20 protein-coding genes are annotated in these 19,532 nt (G+C 71.5%); 12 read left to right on the top strand and 8 right to left on the bottom strand.

The features are described from left to right. Positions 1-73 precede the first annotated feature (73 nt). Both OG392_RS16140 and OG392_RS16135 read right to left on the bottom strand, forming a co-directional pair. On the bottom strand, positions 74-814 hold the full coding sequence (locus OG392_RS16140; protein WP_329279929.1) for a Mut7-C RNAse domain-containing protein: 741 nt from the start codon (positions 812-814) through the stop codon (positions 74-76). Positions 815-865: 51 nt separating this feature from the next. Then, positions 866-1,717: an NAD(P)H-binding protein gene (locus OG392_RS16135; protein WP_329279927.1), complete on the bottom strand. Its 852-nt coding sequence runs from the start codon at positions 1,715-1,717 to the stop codon at positions 866-868. 122 nt (positions 1,718-1,839) lie between these two features. Between OG392_RS16135 and OG392_RS16130 the strand changes: the two genes are divergently transcribed. After that, a complete protein-coding gene (locus OG392_RS16130; RefSeq protein ID WP_329279925.1) occupies positions 1,840-2,289 on the top strand; it encodes a GNAT family N-acetyltransferase in 450 nt (149 codons plus the stop codon). Positions 2,290-2,322: 33 nt separating this feature from the next. On the opposite strand, the gene OG392_RS16125 is transcribed toward OG392_RS16130, so the two are convergent. Both OG392_RS16125 and OG392_RS16120 read right to left on the bottom strand, forming a co-directional pair. Continuing rightward, a complete protein-coding gene (locus OG392_RS16125) occupies positions 2,323-2,853 on the bottom strand; it encodes a GNAT family N-acetyltransferase (protein ID WP_329279923.1) in 531 nt (176 codons plus the stop codon). 14 nt (positions 2,854-2,867) lie between these two features. Next, positions 2,868-3,788, bottom strand: coding sequence for a helix-turn-helix domain-containing protein (locus tag OG392_RS16120; RefSeq protein WP_329279921.1), 921 nt, complete (start codon positions 3,786-3,788; stop codon positions 2,868-2,870). An 87-nt stretch (positions 3,789-3,875) separates the two neighbouring features. Here OG392_RS16120 and OG392_RS16115 point away from each other — a divergent pair, with 87 nt between their 5' ends. After that, positions 3,876-4,478, top strand: coding sequence for a TIGR03086 family metal-binding protein (locus tag OG392_RS16115; RefSeq protein WP_329279919.1), 603 nt, complete (start codon positions 3,876-3,878; stop codon positions 4,476-4,478). Between the two features lie 16 nt (positions 4,479-4,494). Here the strand turns inward: OG392_RS16115 and OG392_RS16110 are convergent, their stop codons facing one another. Further along, positions 4,495-4,743: a hypothetical protein gene (locus tag OG392_RS16110; RefSeq protein WP_329279917.1), complete on the bottom strand. Its 249-nt coding sequence runs from the start codon at positions 4,741-4,743 to the stop codon at positions 4,495-4,497. Between the two features lie 265 nt (positions 4,744-5,008). Here OG392_RS16110 and OG392_RS16105 point away from each other — a divergent pair, with 265 nt between their 5' ends. Next, a complete protein-coding gene (locus OG392_RS16105; RefSeq protein ID WP_329279915.1) occupies positions 5,009-5,857 on the top strand; it encodes an ABC transporter substrate-binding protein in 849 nt (282 codons plus the stop codon). A gap of 94 nt (positions 5,858-5,951) precedes the next feature. Here OG392_RS16105 and OG392_RS16100 read toward each other — a convergent pair whose 3' ends face one another. Continuing rightward, on the bottom strand, positions 5,952-6,371 hold the full coding sequence (locus OG392_RS16100) for a MerR family transcriptional regulator (protein WP_329287308.1): 420 nt from the start codon (positions 6,369-6,371) through the stop codon (positions 5,952-5,954). 126 nt (positions 6,372-6,497) lie between these two features. On the opposite strand from OG392_RS16100, the gene OG392_RS16095 reads away from it, so the two are divergent. Next, entirely contained in the window at positions 6,498-8,486 is a 1,989-nt protein-coding gene (locus tag OG392_RS16095; RefSeq protein WP_443054788.1) for an APC family permease, read from the top strand. Between the two features lie 29 nt (positions 8,487-8,515). On the opposite strand, the gene OG392_RS16090 is transcribed toward OG392_RS16095, so the two are convergent. Then, the gene (locus OG392_RS16090) at positions 8,516-9,148 is read right to left on the bottom strand and encodes a hypothetical protein (protein ID WP_329279912.1); all 633 of its coding nucleotides are present in this window, start codon (positions 9,146-9,148) and stop codon (positions 8,516-8,518) included. 230 nt (positions 9,149-9,378) lie between these two features. Here OG392_RS16090 and hemL point away from each other — a divergent pair, with 230 nt between their 5' ends. From hemL to OG392_RS16050, 8 genes are all read left to right on the top strand, one after another. After that, the gene (gene hemL, locus OG392_RS16085; RefSeq protein WP_329279909.1) at positions 9,379-10,725 is read left to right on the top strand and encodes a glutamate-1-semialdehyde 2,1-aminomutase; all 1,347 of its coding nucleotides are present in this window, start codon (positions 9,379-9,381) and stop codon (positions 10,723-10,725) included. Continuing rightward, positions 10,722-11,429: a histidine phosphatase family protein gene (locus tag OG392_RS16080; protein WP_329279907.1), complete on the top strand. Its 708-nt coding sequence runs from the start codon at positions 10,722-10,724 to the stop codon at positions 11,427-11,429. Before hemL ends, OG392_RS16080 begins: the two co-directional genes overlap by 4 nt. A gap of 252 nt (positions 11,430-11,681) precedes the next feature. Beyond that, positions 11,682-12,968, top strand: coding sequence for a hypothetical protein (locus OG392_RS16075; RefSeq protein ID WP_329287306.1), 1,287 nt, complete (start codon positions 11,682-11,684; stop codon positions 12,966-12,968). A 98-nt stretch (positions 12,969-13,066) separates the two neighbouring features. After that, positions 13,067-13,672: a TlpA family protein disulfide reductase gene (locus OG392_RS16070; protein WP_329279905.1), complete on the top strand. Its 606-nt coding sequence runs from the start codon at positions 13,067-13,069 to the stop codon at positions 13,670-13,672. 4 nt (positions 13,673-13,676) lie between these two features. Further along, positions 13,677-14,414 (top strand): cytochrome c biogenesis CcdA family protein, encoded by a 738-nt coding sequence (locus tag OG392_RS16065; RefSeq protein ID WP_329279902.1) that lies wholly within the window; start codon positions 13,677-13,679, stop codon positions 14,412-14,414. Between the two features lie 5 nt (positions 14,415-14,419). Next, on the top strand, positions 14,420-16,297 hold the full coding sequence (gene resB / locus OG392_RS16060; protein WP_329279901.1) for a cytochrome c biogenesis protein ResB: 1,878 nt from the start codon (positions 14,420-14,422) through the stop codon (positions 16,295-16,297). Further along, on the top strand, positions 16,294-17,379 hold the full coding sequence (gene ccsB, locus OG392_RS16055) for a c-type cytochrome biogenesis protein CcsB (protein ID WP_329279899.1): 1,086 nt from the start codon (positions 16,294-16,296) through the stop codon (positions 17,377-17,379). The genes resB and ccsB overlap by 4 nt, the downstream gene beginning before the upstream one ends. A gap of 37 nt (positions 17,380-17,416) precedes the next feature. Continuing rightward, positions 17,417-17,950: an SRPBCC domain-containing protein gene (locus tag OG392_RS16050; RefSeq protein WP_329279898.1), complete on the top strand. Its 534-nt coding sequence runs from the start codon at positions 17,417-17,419 to the stop codon at positions 17,948-17,950. 6 nt (positions 17,951-17,956) lie between these two features. On the opposite strand, the gene OG392_RS16045 is transcribed toward OG392_RS16050, so the two are convergent. Continuing rightward, on the bottom strand, positions 17,957-19,528 hold the full coding sequence (locus tag OG392_RS16045) for an ABC transporter substrate-binding protein (protein WP_329279896.1): 1,572 nt from the start codon (positions 19,526-19,528) through the stop codon (positions 17,957-17,959). Positions 19,529-19,532: the final 4 nt, after the last annotated feature.

Below are 19,532 nucleotides of genomic sequence, written 5' to 3'. Positions count from 1 at the left end.
GACGGGTCCGGAGGCGGGAGGCGCGCCGTCTTCGGCGGTCGGCCCCCGGCGTCCCTGAGGAAGAGGCGTGGGCTCAGCCGGCGGTCACGCCGCCGAACTCGCGCACCGCGTCGGAGACGATCGCCTCCAGACGGGCGTGGTGGGCGCCGCGCCAGTAGACCCGGCCGCACTCCACGCACTCGGCGAACACGTCGTACGACTTCTCCGTGCCGTGCTCCAGGCGCTCGCGCACGGTCTCCTTGTCGGCGTCGCCCAGCCGCCCGTTGCACGCGGTGCACCGTGTCCAGGGCGCGAGTGGCGGGGCGAAGCGCTCCAGGACGTCGCGGAGCTGGTCGTCCGGCCGGTCGCTGTAGACGTAGGCCCCCGCCCACAGCTCGCGGCGGCGGAGCAGGCCGCGGTCGCGCGAGAGCATGACGCGCCGCTCGCGCGCGGAGAGCGCGGCCAGGGCGGGGTCGCCGATGTCCTCGCTCTCGTAGGCCGCGTCCACCCCGAGCAGCCGGAGCCGCCGGGCCAGCGTGCCGAGGTGCACGTCGAGCAGGAACCTGAGGGGTGCGCCGGGTCGTACCGGCTGCGGGCGGGCGACGGACTCCACCTCGACGGTCTCGCCCGCCGCGGGGACGTGGGAGACGTCGACGGGCCGTCCGTCGACCAGCAGCCGGCCTGCCTCGGTGAGCGGCACGCCGAGGGACTCCACGACGTGGCCGAGCGAGGAGGCGCCGTCGGTGGTCACGGGCGTGCGGCCCGAGCGGCGGTCGGCCGCGACGAAGAGCCCCAGGTCGGGGGCGAAGCTGATGTGGATCTCCGGTCCGTTCACGAGGACAGGATGGCACCGGGGCGGGACGGGCGGCCAGGGAATTCGCCGCCGTCAGGGCCGGAAGTCCTCCGCGTGGTCCGCGGCCCAGGTGGCGAAGGCGCGGGCAGGGTGGCCGGTCAGTTCCTCGACCGTGCGGGTCAGCGGAGTCGGCCGGCCGTCGTGCGTGGCCCAGTAGGAGAGCAGGGCGTCGGCGAAGCGCTCCGGCATGAACCCGGTGACCGACTCCTTCCACTCCTCGGGGGTCACGACGGTGTGGGGCGCGGGTCGTCCGGTCACCTCGGCGAGTATCGCCAGCTGTTCGACGAAGGTCAGCGACTCGGGGCCGGTCAGAAGGTACGAGGAGCCGCGCAGCCGGGGCTCGCTCAGGACCGCGAAGGCGGCCTCGGCGACATCGCGCTCGTGGATCGGGTCGCCGTACGAGTGCGGGTGGGGCAGGGCGGGTCCCCGCCCGGCGCGGAGGGCCCGGGACCACTGCAGGGCGTTGGTGGCGAAGGCGCCCGGCTGGAGGTGGGTGGCCTCGAAGGCCCCGGCGTCCGCGGCGGCGGAGAGCGCGCGCTCGGCCGCGAGGTGGGAGGCGGCGATCGGGTTCTCGGCGGCGTCCGGGGCGAGGACGGAGCTGGAGGAGAGCAGCACGACATGCTCGACGCCGGCGGTGCGGGCGCGGTCGGCGAAGGCCTCGGCGTGGCCGGCCTCGGCGTACAGGAAGACGGAGTCGACGCCGGTCAGAGCGGTGTCGAAGGTGGAGGGGTCGGTGAGATCGCAGCGCACGACGTCCACGCCGGGCGGTGGGGAAAGGTCCGCCGGGTTCTTGGACGCGGCTTTCGCCTTGATGCCCGCGGCGTCGAGGAGGCCGAGCAGGGTGGAGGCGACGCGACCGCGGCTGCCGGTGACGAGAACGGTCATGAGGGGCTCCTTCCAGAGCGACAGATTTCCCTTCGCGGCACATCATCTGCGCCACGCAGATAAATATCCAGGCTCGTGCCGTGCGCGTCAACCCCGACAAAACCCTGGGGTACCGTCCCGGCATGAAGATCATCGACCTCGAGCCCGGCGACCCCCGGCTGGAGAACGACCTCCTGCCCGTCCTCACCGAACTCCGGCCCCACCTCACCCCGGAGCTCTTCCGCGAGGTGTACGGCACCGGACACGCCCAGGGCCTGCGCTTCAGCGCCGCCTACTCGGACGAGGGCCGCTGCGTCGGCGCGGCCGGCTGGCGGATCGTCATCACCACCAGCTCCCTGCGCAAGCTCTACATCGACGACCTCGTGACCGCCGCCGCCACCCGCTCCACCGGGGTCGGCCACGCGCTCGTCGCCCATCTGGAGGGCCACGCCCGCGCGGCCGGCTGCCACGAGCTCGACCTGGACTCCGGCACCCACCGCACCGGAGCCCACCGCTTCTACCTGCGTGAGCGCTTCGACATCGTGGCCTTCCACTTCAGCCGGTCGCTCACCCCGCCGGAGGACGCCTCCTGAGCGCCCCTCGGCGCGCCCCCTGAGACGGGCTTCTCAGGCCGTCTTCACCAGGTCGAGGCGCCAGTCGTTGCAGCGCATCGCGTGCCCCGGCGGGTACTCGAAGTCCCGCTCGCCGAGCAGCTCGAACCCGGCCTTGCGGCACACCGCGTTCGACGCGGCGTTCTCCGTCGACGGGAACGCGTGGAGAAAACGATGGAGGCCCGCTGCCCGGGCCTCCGCGGCCACCGCGCGCGTGGCGGCGCTCGCCACGCCCCGGCCCTGGAAGCCCGGCAGCACGGCCCACCCGGTCTCGTACACCGGCTCGCCGTCGCCGGTGCGCACCCAGAAGCCGATGCTGCCGACCACGGCCTCCTCCGGCAGCAGCACGATCCGGTACATGCGCCCCGCGCCCGGTTCGTCGGCGCTCAGCTCCACGTACCGCCGGTGGCGCCGGACGAGCTGCTCCTCCGTCTCCGGGCCGCCGAGGTGATCCATCAACTCCGGTGCGTTCAGGGCGCGCAGCAGGCCGGCGTCGGACTCGGACCAGGGTTCGAGCCGTACGGGTGCGGCGGTGTCGGTGTCCATCTCCGTACGGTAGGTCAGGGCGCTGACAATCCCCGGGCGTACGCCGTCGGCGGCACCCCGATCGTCGCCGTGAACTCCCGTACGAGATGGGCCTGGTCGCTGTAGCCCAGCTCGGCCGCCAGGGCCGCCCAGTCCGGGCCGCCCGCCGGGTCCGCCGCCTCGGCGCGTTCCAGGGCCTCGTGGATGCGGTAGCGCAGGATCACCCACTTCGGGCCGACGCCGACGTGGCTCGCGAAGAGCCGCTGGAGCGAGCGGGCCGACAGGCCGGTCGCCGCGACCAGTTGGGCCACCTTGCGGACCGTACGGTCCCCCCGGATCAGGCCCACCAGCTCCATCGCCCGGTCTGCGGCCGGGTCGGGCGCGGGGCCGTGAGCGAGCAGGAAGGCGTCGAGCGCCGCCACGCGCGCGTGGTCGGTGCCGGGGGAGAGGACGGCGGACAGGAGGCCGGGGTCCGTGGCCGGGTGGCCCGCCTCCGCCGCGCCGGCACCCGCACCCGCACCCGCACCCGTGCCCGTGCCCGCGTCCGGGAAGACCTCCGCCAGCGGGACCCGGCGGCCCGTCCAGGCCGCCACCGGCCACGCGGGCGCGAAGGGGCGGAAGCCGCCGGGGCGGAACTGGATCCCGCAGACCCGGCCCGCCTCCGTCAGCTTCCGGGTGAACAGACCGAGCCCGATCCCGGCGACCTCGGCGGAGGCGCGCGTGTCCGCCGCCGGGGCGCCGAGGGCCCCGTACCGCTGGAAGACGATGTTCATCGACGGGTGCGGGACGACATGGGTCGCGTACGGCTCCGGCAGCTCCCAGTCGATCAGCCAGTAGTGCTCCAGATAGGGCTGCAGCTCCGGCGCCGGGGTGTGTCGGCGGAAGCGGACGCGGGAGAGCAGTTCGGCGGGGTCGACGATGCCGCGGGTGTCCTTGCGGGGAGCGGAGTCGGACATGCTCCGATGCTAGGGGGCCGGGACGAGTCTCCGTCCTGGCGTGTTTCTTCAAGACGGAGGGGGGCAGCCTCTCCTAACGTCGCTCCCATGACGAACGAGGACCCGCTCCGCACCGGTGCCCCGCCCCGCATCGGTGACCTGCTCCGTAGCGCCGCCGCGCAGGCGAATCCCCTGGTCAGGGGCATCGCCGACGACTCGCTCGGCGCGCCCACGCCCTGCGCCGATTACGACGTGCGCGCCCTGCTGAACCACCTTCTCGGCGTCGTCGTCCACTTCCAGGCGCTCGCCGCCAAGCAGTCCGCCGACCTCTCCGCGACCACGGACTGGCTCGCCGACGCCGACTGGCGCGACCGCTTCGAGGCGGAGACCGGGAAGCTCGTCGAGGCCTGGTCGGCGCCCGGAGCCGAGGAGGGCACCACCGGAGGCATGGCCATGCCGGCGCGGACCGTCGGGTCCATGGTGCTGCTCGACCTCACGGTGCACGTCTGGGACCTGGCCCGCGCCACCGGGCGGAGCTTCACCCCCGACCCGGGCGTGGTCGACGGGCTCGTCGACGAGGTGGAGCGGATGGCGCCCATGGCCCGGAGGATGGGCGTCTTCGGGGAGGCCGTCGAGCTGCCCGGCGACACCACCGCCTTCGAGCGGCTGCTCGCGACGACCGGCCGCGATCCGCGCGCCTGGGGGGCCTGAGGCCGGTCCGCGGCGCTCAGCGCAGGCGGCCCGCCGAGCCCGGGGAGAGCCGCGAGACGACCTGGCCGAAGGCGTGCTCCTCCGCGGGCGTCAGCGGTATCGACTCCTGCGGGTGCCAGACCCGCTCCAGCGGGGTGCGCGCCCGGTCGCGGCGGTCCCGTACGCGGGCGCGCAGGCCGAGCGCCAGCCATGCCGCCGTCGAGACGGCGAGCAGGCCGAAGAGCGTGATCACACGGGGATCGGAGAACTGGCCGGGCAAGGACATGACTCACTCCAGGGCGTGAGGGCCGCCCGACGCCGCGCGCCCCGGCAGGTGGCGCGGGTACGGGGGCCCGGCGATTCCTACTGCTTCCTCCCGACCTGTTCAGTTAACACCACCCTGGGGGACTTTCGGCAGGGGGCCCGGGACCTTGGGCCCTGCCCCGGCCGTCCGGGTGGCCCGCGCGGCAGAAGGCCCTCTTGTGCGGGCCGGGGAACCGCTCCAAGGTGCTCGGAAGAGGCACATTTCCGGCCGGGGAGGGAGCAGCCGCATGTCCGGGACGCAGGCATGGGGATTCACGGACGACAGAGGTACGGAGCTGGTGGCGGCCCGTGTGCCGCGGCGGGTGATCGCGTACGTGAGGGCGGGGGCCGCCCTGTGCGACCTGGGTGTGACGCCGGTCGCGGTGTACGGATCCGGGCACGACGGGGAGGTCCTCGACCCGGCGAAGGAGGGTGGGCTGACGGCGGCCGCGGTGACCTACCTCGGGCCGGGCCGGGTCCTCGACGAGGTGCTGCTGCGGGAGCTCCGGCCGGACGTGATCGTCGACGTGACGTACGACGGGAAGAGCCCCTACGCGCTCGACGAGGCCGTCGCCGATCGGCTCGGGGTACCGCTCGTCGCGCTCTCCGTCGGCAACGAGCTCACCCTGCCGGCCATCCTCGACCGGTTCGGCGCGCTGGCGGTGAGCCTGGGTGCGGCGCCGGACGACGGGACGGCCGCCGAGGGCTCCCCGGCGGACCTCCGTGCCGCCGAGGACGCGCTCCGGGAGGTCGCCGCGCGGACCGGGCTCGGGGTGCTCGCCCTCTCCGGGGCCGGTCCCGACCAGGTGCACCTCGCGCGGCCGCTCGCCTGGCCCGAGCTGGCCAGGCTCGCGGAGCTCGGCGTCCGGCTCGTCGACCCGGGCCCGGGGCCCGGGGCGAACTGGATCACCGGTGACTGGGGGCGTGCCGCCGAGCTCGGTCCCGACCTGGTCCTCTTCGACAGCCGGGCGCACGCGACGGCGCCGGACGGGGTCCTGTCCGGTGTCCGGCGCACGCCGTGGAACCCGGAGACCCCGCCCAGCCCGGCCGCGTACGCGCGCTTCTTCCGCACCGTGGCCGGGGCGCTCGGCGACTGAACGGGCGGCCCCCGTCAGGCCGGGCCCCCGTCAGGCCGGCCCCCGTCAGACCAGGCCCTCATCAGACCAGGCCCCCCTCACGCCGGGGTCGCCGTCACGCCGGGGTCGCCGTCAGGCGGGTTCGGCGGAGGGAGTCGGCGAACTCCTCCGCCCGGGAGAGCTGGGCCCGCAGCTCGGCGACCCGCTCCGCGGCGGCCTGCTCGTAGCCGCGGACGCGGGCCACGAGCGCGGCCCGCTCGTCCGGGTCGAGTTCGGTGTCCGTGCCCACGCGCTCGGCGGCGAGCAGGTCCACGGCCGTGAGGAGTTCGCGGGTCTCGTCGAGGGTGAAGCCGAGCGGCTTCATCCGGCGGACGACCATCAGCCGGGACACGTCCGCGTCCGTGTAGAGCGGGAAGCCGCCCGGTGAGGCCGCGGACGGGACGACCAGGCCGTTGTCCTCGTACTGCCGGATCGTGCGCAGGGACAGTTCGGTCCGTGCGGCGACCTCGCCGATCTGCATGGGCTCGCCGGCCATCCGCACTCCTCGTACTCCGCTCACGCGTCAGGTCCTTCCTCGTACGGGGTTCCCACCGGGCGTACGGGGTCCCCACAGGGCGCGGCTTCCGCGCATTACATACCATTCGTCCTAACTTCATCACTTATGAGAGCTGGAAGTGCGGCGAAACGCCTGCTCGTAGGTCGTCCGTTGGACAGCGGCCGACTCGGGGAGACCCTGCTGCCCAAACGGGTCGCCCTGCCGATCTTCTGCAGCGACCCGCTCTCCTCGGTCGCGTACGCCACCGAGGAGATCCTGCTGATCCTGGCCCTCGGCGGCCTCGCCGTGCTCCATCTGGCCTGGTACGCGGCGGTCGGCATCGTGATCCTGCTCCTGGTGGTCGTCGCCTCCTACCGGCAGACCTGTTACGCCTATCCCGGCGGCGGCGGGGCCTACGTCGTCTCCGCCGAGAACCTGGGGCAGACCGCCGCGCTCACCGCCGCCTCGGCGCTGCTGATCGACTACGTGATGACCGTCGCCGTCTCCGTCGTCTCCGGGGTCGCCGCCATCACCTCGGCCGTCCCCTCGCTCGACGGGCACGCCGTGGCCATGTCGGTGTTCTTCGTGGCCGTGCTCGCGTGGATGAACCTGCGCGGGGTGCGGGAGTCGGGGCGCTGGTTCGCCGTCCCCACGTACGCCTTCATCGCGGTCGTCTATCTGATGTTCGCGGTGGCCGCGGTGCGGACGGCGACGGGTGCGACGATCCGGGCCGAGTCCGCCGATCTGCCCGTCGAGGCGGTCTCCACCTACTCGGGGATCGCGCTCGTGCTGCTCGCGCTGCGCTCCTTCGCCTCCGGCTGCACCGCGCTGACCGGTGTCGAGGCCGTCAGCAACGGCGTGCCCGCGTTCGCCAAGCCGAAGAGCCGCAACGCGGCGATGACCCTCGCGGTCATGGGCGGGCTGTCCGTGACCATGTTCTTCGGGATCACCGTGCTCGCGATGGTCTACGAGGTCCACGTCGCCGAGGACCCCACCGAACTCGGGCTCGCGCCCGGCACCCCGATGTCCACCGCGCTCGCGCAGATCGGGCGGGCCACCTTCGGCGACTGGCACATCCTCTTCTACGTGCTCCAGGCCGTGACCGCGGGCGTCCTGATCCTGGCGGCCAACACCGCCTTCAACGGCTTCCCGATGCTCGCCTCCGTCCTCGGCCGCGACCGCTACGCGCCCCGCCAGCTCTTCCACCGCGGCGACCGGCTCGTCTACTCCAACGGCATCGTCCTGCTCGCGCTCGCCGCGATCGTCCTGATCATCGCCTTCGACGCGGAGCTGACCCGCCTCATCCAGCTGTACATCCTCGGTGTCTTCGTCTCCTTCACCCTGTCCCAGGCCGGCATGGTCAAGCACTGGCGGCGAGAACTCGCCACGCCCGCGGGGGCCGCCGACCGGCACAACATCCACCGCCGTCTCGCGATCAACGCCTTCGGCGCCTGTCTGACGGCGGTCGTCCTCGTCATCGTCCTCATCACCAAGTTCACCCACGGTGCCTGGATCGTCGTCATCGCGATGCCGGTGCTCTTCGCCGGCATGAAGGGGGTGCGGCGGCACTACGACGCCGTCGCCGCCGAGGTGGCCGTGGCCCCAGGGCAGCGGCCCCACGCCCTCGCCGAGAACCACGTCCTCGTCCTGGTGGCCTCGGTCAACGCCCCCAGCCTCCGGGCGCTGTCGTACGCGAAGACCCTGCGCCCGACCTCGCTCACGGTGGTCACCGTCGCCGAGGACCCGGCGGAGGCGGAGGTGCTCCGGGCGACCTGGGAGGCGCACGGCATCGACGTACCGCTGCGGGTGCTGAGCTCCCCGTACCGCTCGGTCGTCCAGCCGGTCCTGCGGCACGTCCGGGAGGCGCCCGAGCGGAGGGGGGACGCGGTGATCTCGGTGGTCATCCCCGAGTACGTGGTGGGCCACTGGTGGGAGCAGCCGCTCCACAACCAGAGCGCGCTGCGCCTCAAGACCCGGCTGCTGTTCATGAAGAACGTCGTCGTCATCGACGTGCCGTACCGGCTCGCCTCCGCCCGCGAGCTGGCCGCCGAGCGCGCGAGAGCGGCGGAGGCGGCGAAGGCCGCGGAGGCGGAACGGGCCGGAGACGGGACCTGACGGCCCGCTCGTGCCACCGGGTCATGCCCCTACGGCCACACCAGGCAGTACGGCTGGTGACCCGCCTCGTGGAGGCGGACCGAGAAGTCCTGCCACTCGTGGAGCAGCTGGTAGACGTCGAAGGCGTCGCGCGGGCCGCCGCGGTCCGGGACCGTGGACCAGATGAAGGCGGCCGCGCCGACCGACTCCTCGCCGATCGCGCGCAGCGGGTCGACCACCGTCATCGGCAGCTTCACCACGGCGTAGTCCGGGTGCAGGACCACCAGCTCGAGGGGCGGCACCTTGTTCAGGGGCATGCCCTGGATGCCGGTCAGCACCATGGCCGCTATGGTCTCCGGCTTGATCTTGGTGAACATGCCGCCCATGCCGAGCTCGTCGCCGCCCAGTTCCTCCGGGCGCATCGAGATCGGGACGCGGGCCGCGGTGGCGCCGTCGGGCGCGCCGAAGTACTTGTACGTCACCCCCAACCGGCCACTCCCGCTCGCGCTTCCGTTGCCCGGATCTCCCGGTGGGCCCGATGTGTCGGGGATGCCGGGAATGCCTGGAGTGCCCTGGGATCCCGAGGTCGCGTCCTCGCTCCGCCGGCGCCGGTGCCTGCCCCGGCGGGCAGACTCCGGACCCAGATCGTCCGTCCCCTCGCCCGGTCCGCCACCGCGATGCATATCTCCACCCGACTGCTTTTTCTCGGCAACACGACCCCGCCGCGCAACCCGATCATCGTGTCAGTGACCTCCCCCGCGTTCGTACGGTGAAACACCTGTCCGCAAGAACGCCGTGGCCTCTGACACCATGGATTCCGTGAGCCATCCCTATGACGCCCCAGTTTCGCAGACGCGGAGGGCGAACGCCCCGGCGTAATACTCAGGATGTTCACACCCTCCCTCCGTTCCCGATGTCGTGCCCGAAGTCGTTCTCGCAGGTCAGGATCACAGTGCCGTATTCATACGAAGCCCCAGTCTCACAGACGCTTTTCGACCGCGCTTCCCTCGTGACGCCCGGCGGCGTGAACTCACCGGTACGTGCCTTCCGGGCCGTGGGCGGAACGCCCCGGTTCATGGTGTCCGGTTCCGGTCCCTACCTCACCGACGCGGACGGTCGTGAGTACGTCGACCTGGTGTGCTCGTGGGGGCCGATGATCCTCGGCCACGCGCACCCCGAGGTCACCGCCGCGGTGCAGCAGGCCGTCGCCCGCGGCACCTCCTTCGGTACGCCGGGCGAGGGCGAGGTCGCGCTCGCCGAGGAGATCGTCGCGCGCGTCGAGCCCGTCGAGCAGGTACGGCTCGTCTCCTCGGGCACCGAGGCCACGATGTCCGCGATCCGGCTGGCCCGCGGGTTCACCGGGCGCGCCAAGGTCGTCAAGTTCGCCGGCTGCTACCACGGTCACGTGGACGCGCTGCTGGCCGCGGCCGGTTCGGGTGTCGCCACCCTCGGGCTTCCCGACACGCCCGGCGTGACGGGCGCCCAGGCCGGGGACACGATCGTGCTCCCCTACAACGACCTGGAGGCCGTCCGGGCCGCGTTCGCCGCGCACCCGGGCGAGATCGCCTGTGTCATCACGGAGGCCTCGCCGGGCAACATGGGCGTCGTGCCGCCGGCCGAGGGATTCAACCAGGGTCTCGCGGACCTGTGCCGGGAGAACGGCGCGCTGTACATCTCCGACGAGGTGATGACCGGTTTCCGTACGTCGAAGGCGGGCTGGTTCGGCGTCGACGGCGTCAAGGCCGATCTGCTGACCTTCGGCAAGGTCATGGGCGGCGGCTTCCCGGCCGCCGCGTTCGGCGGCCGTGCCGACGTCATGGGGCACCTCGCCCCGGCCGGGCCGGTCTACCAGGCCGGCACCCTCTCCGGTAACCCGATCGCGACCGCCGCCGGCCTCGCGCAGCTGCGGCTGCTCGACGACGCGGCGTACGCGAGGGTGAACGCGGTCTCGGAGACGATCCAGGGCCTGGTCACCGACGCGCTCACCAAGGAGGGCGTGGCGCACCGGCTGCAGACCGCGTCCAACATGTTCTCGGTCTTCTTCACCGCCGACGAGGTGCGGAACTACGACGAGGCGAAGCGGCAGGAGGCCTTCCGCTTCAACGCCTTCTTCCACTCGATGCTGGCCGACGGCGTCTACCTGCCGCCGTCCGCCTTCGAGTCCTGGTTCGTGTCGGCCGCCCACGACGAGCGGGCGATCGAGCGGATCGCCGCCGCCCTGCCGGCCGCCGCCCGCGCCGCCGCGGAGGCGACGGCATGAGCGACGGCACCCACGGCACGCACGGTGCCGATCAGGACATCACCGTCGTCCACCTGATGCGGCACGGCGAGGTGCACAACCCCGACGGTGTCCTCTACGGGCGCCGCGCCGGCTACCACCTGTCCGAGCTCGGCCGGCAGATGGCGGACCGGGTCGCGGAGAGCCTGGCCGACCGGGACATCACGTACGTCGTCGCCTCTCCGCTGGAGCGGGCGCAGGAGACGGCGACGCCGGTCGCCAAGGCGCACGGTCTGGATCTGGCCACGGACGAGCGGCTCATCGAGGCGGCGAACGTCTTCGAGGGCAAGACCTTCGGTGTCGGTGACGGGGCGCTGCGCAAGCCGGCGAACTGGAAGCACCTGACCAACCCGTTCCAGCCGTCCTGGGGCGAGCCGTACATCGAGCAGGTCGTCCGCATGATGGGGGCGCTCGACGCGGCGAAGGACGCGGCCCGGGGGCACGAGGCGGTGCTGGTCAGCCATCAGCTGCCGATCTGGATCGTCCGCAGCTTCGTGGAGAAGCGCCGCCTCTGGCACGATCCGCGGCGCCGTCAGTGCACGCTCGCCTCGCTGACCTCCTTCACGTACAAGGGCGACAAGATCGTCTCGGTGGGGTACAGCGAGCCGGCCCGGGACCTCGTTCCGGCGCATCTGCTCGCCGGTGCGAAGCCGGTCAAGGGGAAGTCGAAGGCCTTCGGGGCGTAGCGCCCCGGAACGTGATCATGACTCTTCCGGAGTCGCTGTAGTCCTTCGGTGAAGGATTTCGTCCCCGCTGGACAGAACGAGAGTTCGAGGTCCAGAGTTCAGGGCGGTCGGGTGGTGCTCATGCCAACCGACCGCCCTGAAATTTTTGTGCGATTTCCCGGAACCTCCGTGTTCCTCCCGGCATCTCACTCATTGTCGGTTTGGATGACGTTTCGTTAATACGTCAGCGCGAATGGGGATGTCATGCGCGGGATCAGTGGGATCAGTCGAAGGGGGCTGCTCGGGGCGGGCGTTGGGGCCGCGGCGGCGATGGGTGTCGCCGCCTGCAGCAACGGCAATCAGGACAAGCCGGGACGATCCGGGCCTGGTAAGGGGGGTGACGTCTCGGCGGAGCCGAGCACGAGCACCCCGACCAAGGACGACGCCAAGCTCATCGGCGACGGTTCCACCGCCGACACCGGCAAGCAGCCCCACCAGCCCGACGCCCCCGTCCCGCTCGAACCCGGCCAGACCCCGCCCCAGTTCGTGATCTTCTCCTGGGACGGCGCCGGCGAGGTCGGCAACGGACTGTTCCCGCGCTTCCTGGAACTCGCCAAGAACCACGACGCGGCGATGACCTTCTTCCTCTCCGGGATCTACGTCCTCCCCGAGTCGAAGAAGAACCTCTACCGTCCGCCGAACAACCGCGTCGGCGCCTCGGACATCGGCTACCTCAGCGACGACCACATCAAGGACACCCTGAAGTACGTCCGGCAGGCCTGGCTCGAAGGCCACGAGATCGGCACCCACTTCAACGGGCACTTCTGCGGCGGCTCCGGCTCCGTCGGCAACTGGACCCCCGCCCAGTGGCAGAGCGAGATCGACCAGGCCATGAAGTTCGTCACCGAGTGGAAGACGAACAGCGGCTGGACCGACCTCGACCCGCTGCCCTTCGACTACTCCAAGGAGCTCATCGGCGGCCGTACGCCGTGCCTCCTTGGCCAGGACAACCTGCTGCCCACCGCGAAGCGGCTCAACTGGCGCTACGACGCCAGCTCGCCCGGCGGCCGGCAGATGTGGCCCACCAAGCGACAGGGCGTCTGGGACCTCCCGCTGCAGGCCGTGCCCTTCCCCGGGCACTCCTTCGAGGTCCTCTCGATGGACTACAACATGCTCGCCAACCAGTCGAAGAACACGACGAAGGGCATGCCCTCGCGCTACCCGGGCTGGCGCAAGCAGGCCACCGAGGCGCTCCTCGGCGGCTTCACGCGCGCGTACGAGTCGAACCGCGCGCCCTTCTTCATCGGCAACCACTTCGAGCAGTGGAACGGCGGCATCTACATGGACGCCGTCGAGGACGCGCTCAAGGGCATGGCCGGCAAGAAGGACGTCCGGCTCGTCTCCTTCAAGCAGTTCGTCGACTGGCTCGACGTCCAGGACCCGAAGATCCTCCAGCAGCTGCGCTCGCTGGAAGTGGGACAGAAGCCGGCCGGCGGCTGGAATGCTTTCCTCAAGCCCGCGACAAGCGGTTCGACACCCTCGTCGACCCCGTCCGCATAGTCGTCCGCCCTGTCCGCTTAGGCGATCTTGACAAGGGGCTTTCCGGGCACGTAGGGGGGTGCCCAAGATCCCCCAAACGCCCATGCGAAACTTTTCACATGAGCCTTAGCCGTGCCCCTCGACGCACCCTGCTCGCCGTCGGAGTGCTGACCGCCGCCCTCACGCTCTCGGCCTGCGGCGGCGACAGCAACGGCAAGTCCGGCGGCGGTGGCAACACCAACTTCGTGACCAACACGGGTGGGATCGCCACCGCGCCCAAGGGCGAGCGCGCGGCCACCGGGAAGCTCGCGGGCGAGACCCTCGACGGCAAGCAGCTCGACGTCGCCGAACTCAAGGGCAAGGTCGTCGTCCTCAACGTGTGGGGCTCCTGGTGCGCCCCGTGCCGTGCCGAGGCCCCGCACTTCGCGAAGGTCGCCAAGGACATGGAGGGCAAGGGCGTCGCGTTCGTCGGGGTCAACACCCGCGACCCCAACAAGCAGCCCGCCCTCGCCTTCGAGGAGGACTACGGGGTCACCTACCCCAGCCTCTACGACCCGCAGGGCAAGCTGATCCTGTTCGGCTTCCCCAAGGGCACGCTCTCCCCGCAGTCCATCCCCTCCACCGTCGTCCTCGACAAGGAGGGCCGGATCGCGGCCCGCTCGCTCATGGCGCTCGACGAGGAGAAGCTGCGGTCGATGATCGACCCCCTCCTCAAGGAGAAGTGAGCCGGTGAACGAGACCGTCACCAGCGGAGCCCTGCTCCTCGCGCTGCCCGTCGCCCTCCTCGCCGGACTGGTCTCCTTCTTCTCGCCCTGCGTCCTCCCGCTGGTCCCCGGCTACCTGTCCTACGTGACCGGCGTCTCCGGCACCGACCTCGCCGAGAGCCGCCGCGGCCGGATGACCGCCGGAGCGGTCCTCTTCGTCCTCGGCTTCACCGCCGTGTTCGTGTCCGGCGGGGCGCTCTTCGGCTACTTCGGGTCGACCCTCCAGGAGTACCGCGAGACGCTCACCACGATCCTCGGCGTGCTCATGATCCTCATGGGCGTGTTCTTCCTCGGCCTGATGCCCTGGTTCACCCAGCGCGAGTACCGCTTCCACCGGAAGCCCGTCGCCGGTCTGGTCGGCGCGCCGCTGCTCGGCGCGCTCTTCGGCATCGGCTGGACCCCGTGCATCGGCCCGACGCTCGCCTCGGTCAACGCCCTCGCCCTGGAGCAGGCCAGCGCCGGCCGCGGCGCGCTGCTCGCCTTCGCGTACTGCCTCGGCCTCGGCGTGCCGTTCGTCCTCGCCGCCATAGCCTTCCGCAAGGCACTCGGCGCGTTCGGGTGGGTCAAGAAGCACTACGTGTGGGTCATGCGGATCGGCGGCGGCATGATGCTCGTCACCGGTGTCCTGCTCCTCACAGGCGCGTGGGACAGCATGGTCGCCACGATGCAGGGCTGGTCCAGCGGTTTCACGGTGGGGATCTGAGTTCCATGAGTACGACCGACACGTCCGGTACGACGGACACCTCCGGTACGACGGAGCAGCAGGAGAGCCTCGGTGAGGCCGGGGCGCAGCTGTCGACCGCCCCCCTCGACGACCGCGCCGAGACGGCCGTCACCGGCGGTCCCGCCTTCGGTGTCATCGGCTGGATCCGCTGGTTCTGGCGGCAGCTGACCTCGATGCGGGTCGCGCTGATCCTGCTCTTCATGCTCTCGCTCGGCGCCGTCCCCGGCTCCCTCATCCCGCAGACCGCCGTGGACGAGATCAAGGCACAGGCCTTCAAGGACGCCCACAAGACGCTGACGCCGCTGTACGAGAAGCTCCAGTTCTTCGACGTCTACAGCTCCGTGTGGTTCTCCGCGATCTACATACTGCTGTTCGTCTCCCTCATCGGCTGCATCGTGCCCCGCACCTGGCAGTTCGTCGGCCAGCTCCGCAGCCGCCCGCCGGGCGCGCCCAAGCGCCTCGACCGGCTGCCCGCGTACACGACGTGGCGCACCGGGGCCGAGCCCGAGCAGGTCCGCGAGGCCGCGCTCACCCTCCTCAAGGGACGCCGCTTCCGCGCCCACACGGCCGGGAACGCGATCGCCGCCGAGAAGGGCTATCTGCGCGAGGCCGGCAACCTCGCCTTCCACGTCGCCCTGATCGTCATGCTCGTCGCCTTCGCCTGGGGGCAGCTCTTCAAGTCCGAGGGCGGCAAGCTGATCGTCGAGGGCGACGGCTTCTCCAACACGCTCACCCAGTACGACGACTTCAAGTCCGGCTCCCAGTTCGGCATCGACGAGCTGGAGCCGTTCAGTTTCAAGCTCGACGCCTTCGACGGCACGTACGAGAAGAGCGGCCCCCAGCGCGGCACGCCCCGCACCTTCGAGGCGAAGGTCTCCTACTCGCAGGGCGGTACGGACAAGAAGGCCGTCATCCGGGTCAACGAGCCGCTCAAGGTCGGCGACTCCAAGGTCTATCTGATCGCCCACGGCTACGCGCCCGCCGTCACCGTCAGGGACGGCCGCGGCAAGGTCGTCTTCGAGGGCGCGGTGCCGCTGCTCCCCATCGACAACAACATCACGTCCACCGGCGCCATCAAGGTGATGGACGGCTACCGCGACCAGAAGGGCGAGAAGGACCAGCTGGGCTTCAGCGCCCTCTTCGTGCCTACCTTCGCGGGCGAGGGCAAGGGCACGATGTTCTCGCAGTTCCCGGGGCTCGACTACCCGGTCCTCGCGCTCACCGGCTACCACGGCGACCTGCGCGTGAACTCCGGTCTGCCGCAGAACGTGTACCAGCTCAACACCTCCAAGATGACCCAGTTCAAGATCGACGAGGGGACCGGGTTCGCCAAGCGGCTGCTGCCCGGCGAGACCATGACCCTCCCCGACGGCGCCGGCTCGATCACCTTCGAGAAGGACGTCAAGGAGTGGGCGAGCTTCCAGATCTCGCAGCAGCCCGGCAACGGGCTCGCCCTCACGGGCGCGATCGCCGCGATCGCCGGTCTGACCGGTTCGCTCTTCATCCAGCGGCGCCGGGTCTGGGTCCGGGCCGTGCGCGGTGAGGGCGGCGTGACCGTCGTCGAGATGGCCGGCCTGGGCCGCAGCGAGTCCGCGAAGCTGCCGGAGGAGCTGGGCGACCTCGCGGTCGCCCTCACGGCGGACGCGCCGCCGGCGCCGGACCCCGGTCCGGAGTCCGAGCCGGACGCGGACCCGAAGACCGAGCCGGACGCCGTACCGAGGGCCGCACCCGAGGGCGTACGCGACGACGTGCGGCCCGGGGCCGTGAAGCACGCCGTACCCGAAGCCGATCCGGAAGACGTACCGGAACCCGCGGAAGAACCCGCAGAAGACCCTGCCCCTTCTGGAGAGGCCGACAAGTGATCCTCGCCGCCACGACCAACGAGAGCATGGCGCGGATGAGCGACCTGCTCATCTACTCCTCGATGGCCGTCTACACCCTGGCCTTCTTCGCCCACATCGCCGAGTGGGTGCTGGGCAGCCGCAGCAAGGTCGGCCGTACCGCCGCCGCGCTCACCTCCCGGGCTCCGGCCGCCACCGCCGCCGTGACCGTCCAGGTCAAGCAGGCGGGTGGTGGCACGACCGTCCTGGAGAAGCCGAAGGTCGTCACCCGGTCCGCGGCCGGCACCCGTGACGTACCGGACGGCCCCGGCGCCGCCGGCGGCACGGTCAAGGGCGACCTGTACGGCCGTATCGCCGTCTCGCTCACCGTCCTCGCCTTCCTGGTCGAGGCGTCGGGCGTGGTCACCCGGGCGCTCTCCGTGCAGCGGGCCCCCTGGGGCAACATGTACGAGTTCTCCACCACCTTCTCCACGGTGGCGGTCGGCGCGTACCTCGGCTTCCTCGTCGCCAAGAAGAACGTGCGCTGGCTCGGCCTGCCGCTGGTCACCACGGTCCTGCTGGACCTGGGCATGGCCACCACCTGGCTGAAGACCCCCAGTGACCAGCTGGTCCCCGCGCTCGACTCGTACTGGCTGTGGATCCACGTCTCCACCGCGATCTTCTGCGGCGCGGTCTTCTACCTGGGCGCCACCGCCACCCTGCTGTACCTCTTCCGCGACTCCTACGAGAACAAGCTCGTGACCGGCGGCAACCCGGGCGCCTTCACCCGCTCCGTCATGGAGCGGCTGCCCTCGGCGGCCTCGCTCGACAAGTTCTCGTACCGGGTCAACGCGGCCATCTTCCCGCTCTGGACCTTCACGATCATCGCGGGCGCCATCTGGGCCGGTGACGCGTGGGGCCGCTACTGGGGCTGGGACGCCAAGGAGGTCTGGTCCTTCATCACGTGGGTCGGCTACGCCGCGTACCTGCACGCGCGCGCGACGGCCGGCTGGAAGGGGCGGAAGGCCGCGTACATCGCGCTCATCGCCTTCGCCTGCTTCCTGTTCAACTACTACGGCGTGAACATCTTCGTGAACAGCAAGCACTCGTACGCGGGCGTCTGAGCTGGCACCGGGCCCGTCCCGGGGTGACGCTTGAGGTATGAGCGAGATTCCCCGGGGCAGGTGCGAGACCCATGACGGGGACGCGCACCTGCTGCGGTTCGCAGTCGAGCTGTCCCGTCCCCTGCCCGAGGTCTGGGAGGCCGTCGCCACCCCCGAGGGCCTGGCGGGCTGGCTCTGCGCGGCGGACCCGCTGGAACCCCGGCTCGGCGGCCGGGTCACCCTCCGCCGGCTCGACGGCGACACCGTGGTGTCGGGGCGGGTGACCGCCTGGGACCCCGAGTACGTGGCCGAGTACACGGTCGATCCGACGCACGGACGCATCCGATTCCATCTGGAACCGGGGGAGCCCGGCGGCGACGGGTCGACCGTGCTGCGTTTCACGAACGAACTGAGGGCGGACCGGGAGCACCGGCTGGACCGTCTCGCGGGGTGGCACGATCACTTCGAGCGGCTCGCCGCGGCCTTGGACGGGCGCCCGACGGACTGGTCCGCCCGGTCGCCCGAGCGGTGGCAGCACCTCCGTGCCCTGTACGAGCTGGACGAGGCGCCCTGGCCCAAATGGGTGCCGTAGGCGGGGCTAGCCCTTCTTCGGCGGCAGACAGGAAGCCGACGGCGGCTTGCCCTCCGGCCAGGCGATCTGGACGAAGCGCTGGGTGCCGTCCTGGGCGAGTTCGACGATCGGGACCGCCTTGTTGTACGGGTTCCCGTAGTTGTCCAGGCAGATCCAGCCGCTCGCGCCCTGCACCCGCAGCGAACCCTTGACCTGCGGCCACTGGGTGACCACGTCGGCGAGTTCCGGGTACTGGGAGCCCTGCGGGGTCGCCTGGCGGATCGCGTGCACCGCCGTCGCCATCGCGTCGTACGCCACGATGGCCTGGCCGTCCGCGAGCGGCACCGGCTTCTTCGAGGCGCGGGCGATGTCCGTCACGAAGGTCGAGTACGCCACCACCGAACCGCCGGTCGCCGGGACCTTCCGCCCCGCCGACTGCTTCCACGCGTCGGGGTGGGCCAGGGCCGCGTATCGCACGGTCAGCTTCGCCTTCAGGGCGCCCGGGTCGAGCTGCTTGTCCGCGCCCAGGTACGAGCCCTCGTCGCCGGTCAGGATCGTGAAGGCGCGGTCGAGGCAGCCGCGCGAGCCGAGCGCGTTGATGAACTGGCGCAGCTGGGTGTGGCGGCCCGCGAAGAAGACCGTCTCGGCGCGGGTGTCGCAGATCAGATGGGTGATCTGGCGGAAGGTGTTGGCGGTGGTGCCCTCGTCGGTGGGGTCGGCGGGCGAGGTGAAGAGCTGCGGCTCGTAGGGGGCGCCCTTGAGGGACGCGGCGAAGGCGGACTTGAGGGTGTCGGTGTAGTGGTCGCCGCTGCGGGTGTCCTGGACGAGGAGGGCCTTGGCGGCGTCGACGCGGCCGAAGTTCGCGAGGGCCCTGGCCTCGTCGTTGTTGGTGGGGGAGACGCGGGCGAGGCCGGGGTAGCGGTTGTGCCCGGGGCCCGGGCCGTTGGCGATGTCGTCGGCGGTGATGGTGGTGCCGACGACGGCGATCCCGGCGCCGGTGAGGGCGGTCACCGACTCGCGTATCTCGGTGGAGGAGGTGGCGACTCCGGAGACGGCCCGCAGCCGGTCGGGGGCTCCGGTCATGGAGACCAGCCGGTCGACGGTGCCGCGCCAGTGGGCGTTGCCCTTGCCGGTGTTGGCCAGGACGAGGCGGATCTTCGGGGTCTCGCTGTTGGACTCGTGGTTGGCCCGGTACTGGTACGCGTACGCGCCCTGGACCTCGTGCAGCACCTTGACCCGCATGCCGGCGTCGGTGGAGGTCAGCGGCAGGAGGACGGCGACGGTGGCGTAAGCGCCGGGTTCGAGCGTGGCGTTCTCGGCGCCGATGGCACGGGCGACCTCGGCCAGTTCGGGCACGCCGAAGGCGAAGCCGTCGCCGTTGACGCCGACGCATTCGGCGCTGCCCTCCGGCCGCTCGACGCCCGCGGCGCAGGAACGGTCCTCCGGGGTGTTGAGCCGGGCGACGGCGTACCCGCCGAGGCCCAGGACGACGGCGGCGGTGACGACGGACGCGACGAGCCTCTGGCGGGGGGTGCGGACGCGGCGCCGCAGCCGGTCGAGCGGTCGGCCGATGCGCGGGGCGGTCGGGCGGTCGGGCATGGCG

The sequence above is a fragment of the Streptomyces sp. NBC_00691 genome (genome assembly GCF_036226665.1).
Lineage (GTDB): Bacteria > Actinomycetota > Actinomycetes > Streptomycetales > Streptomycetaceae > Streptomyces.
The sequence above is the reverse complement of the archived record's forward strand: the minus strand, read 5'-3'. Positions and strand labels throughout refer to the sequence as shown.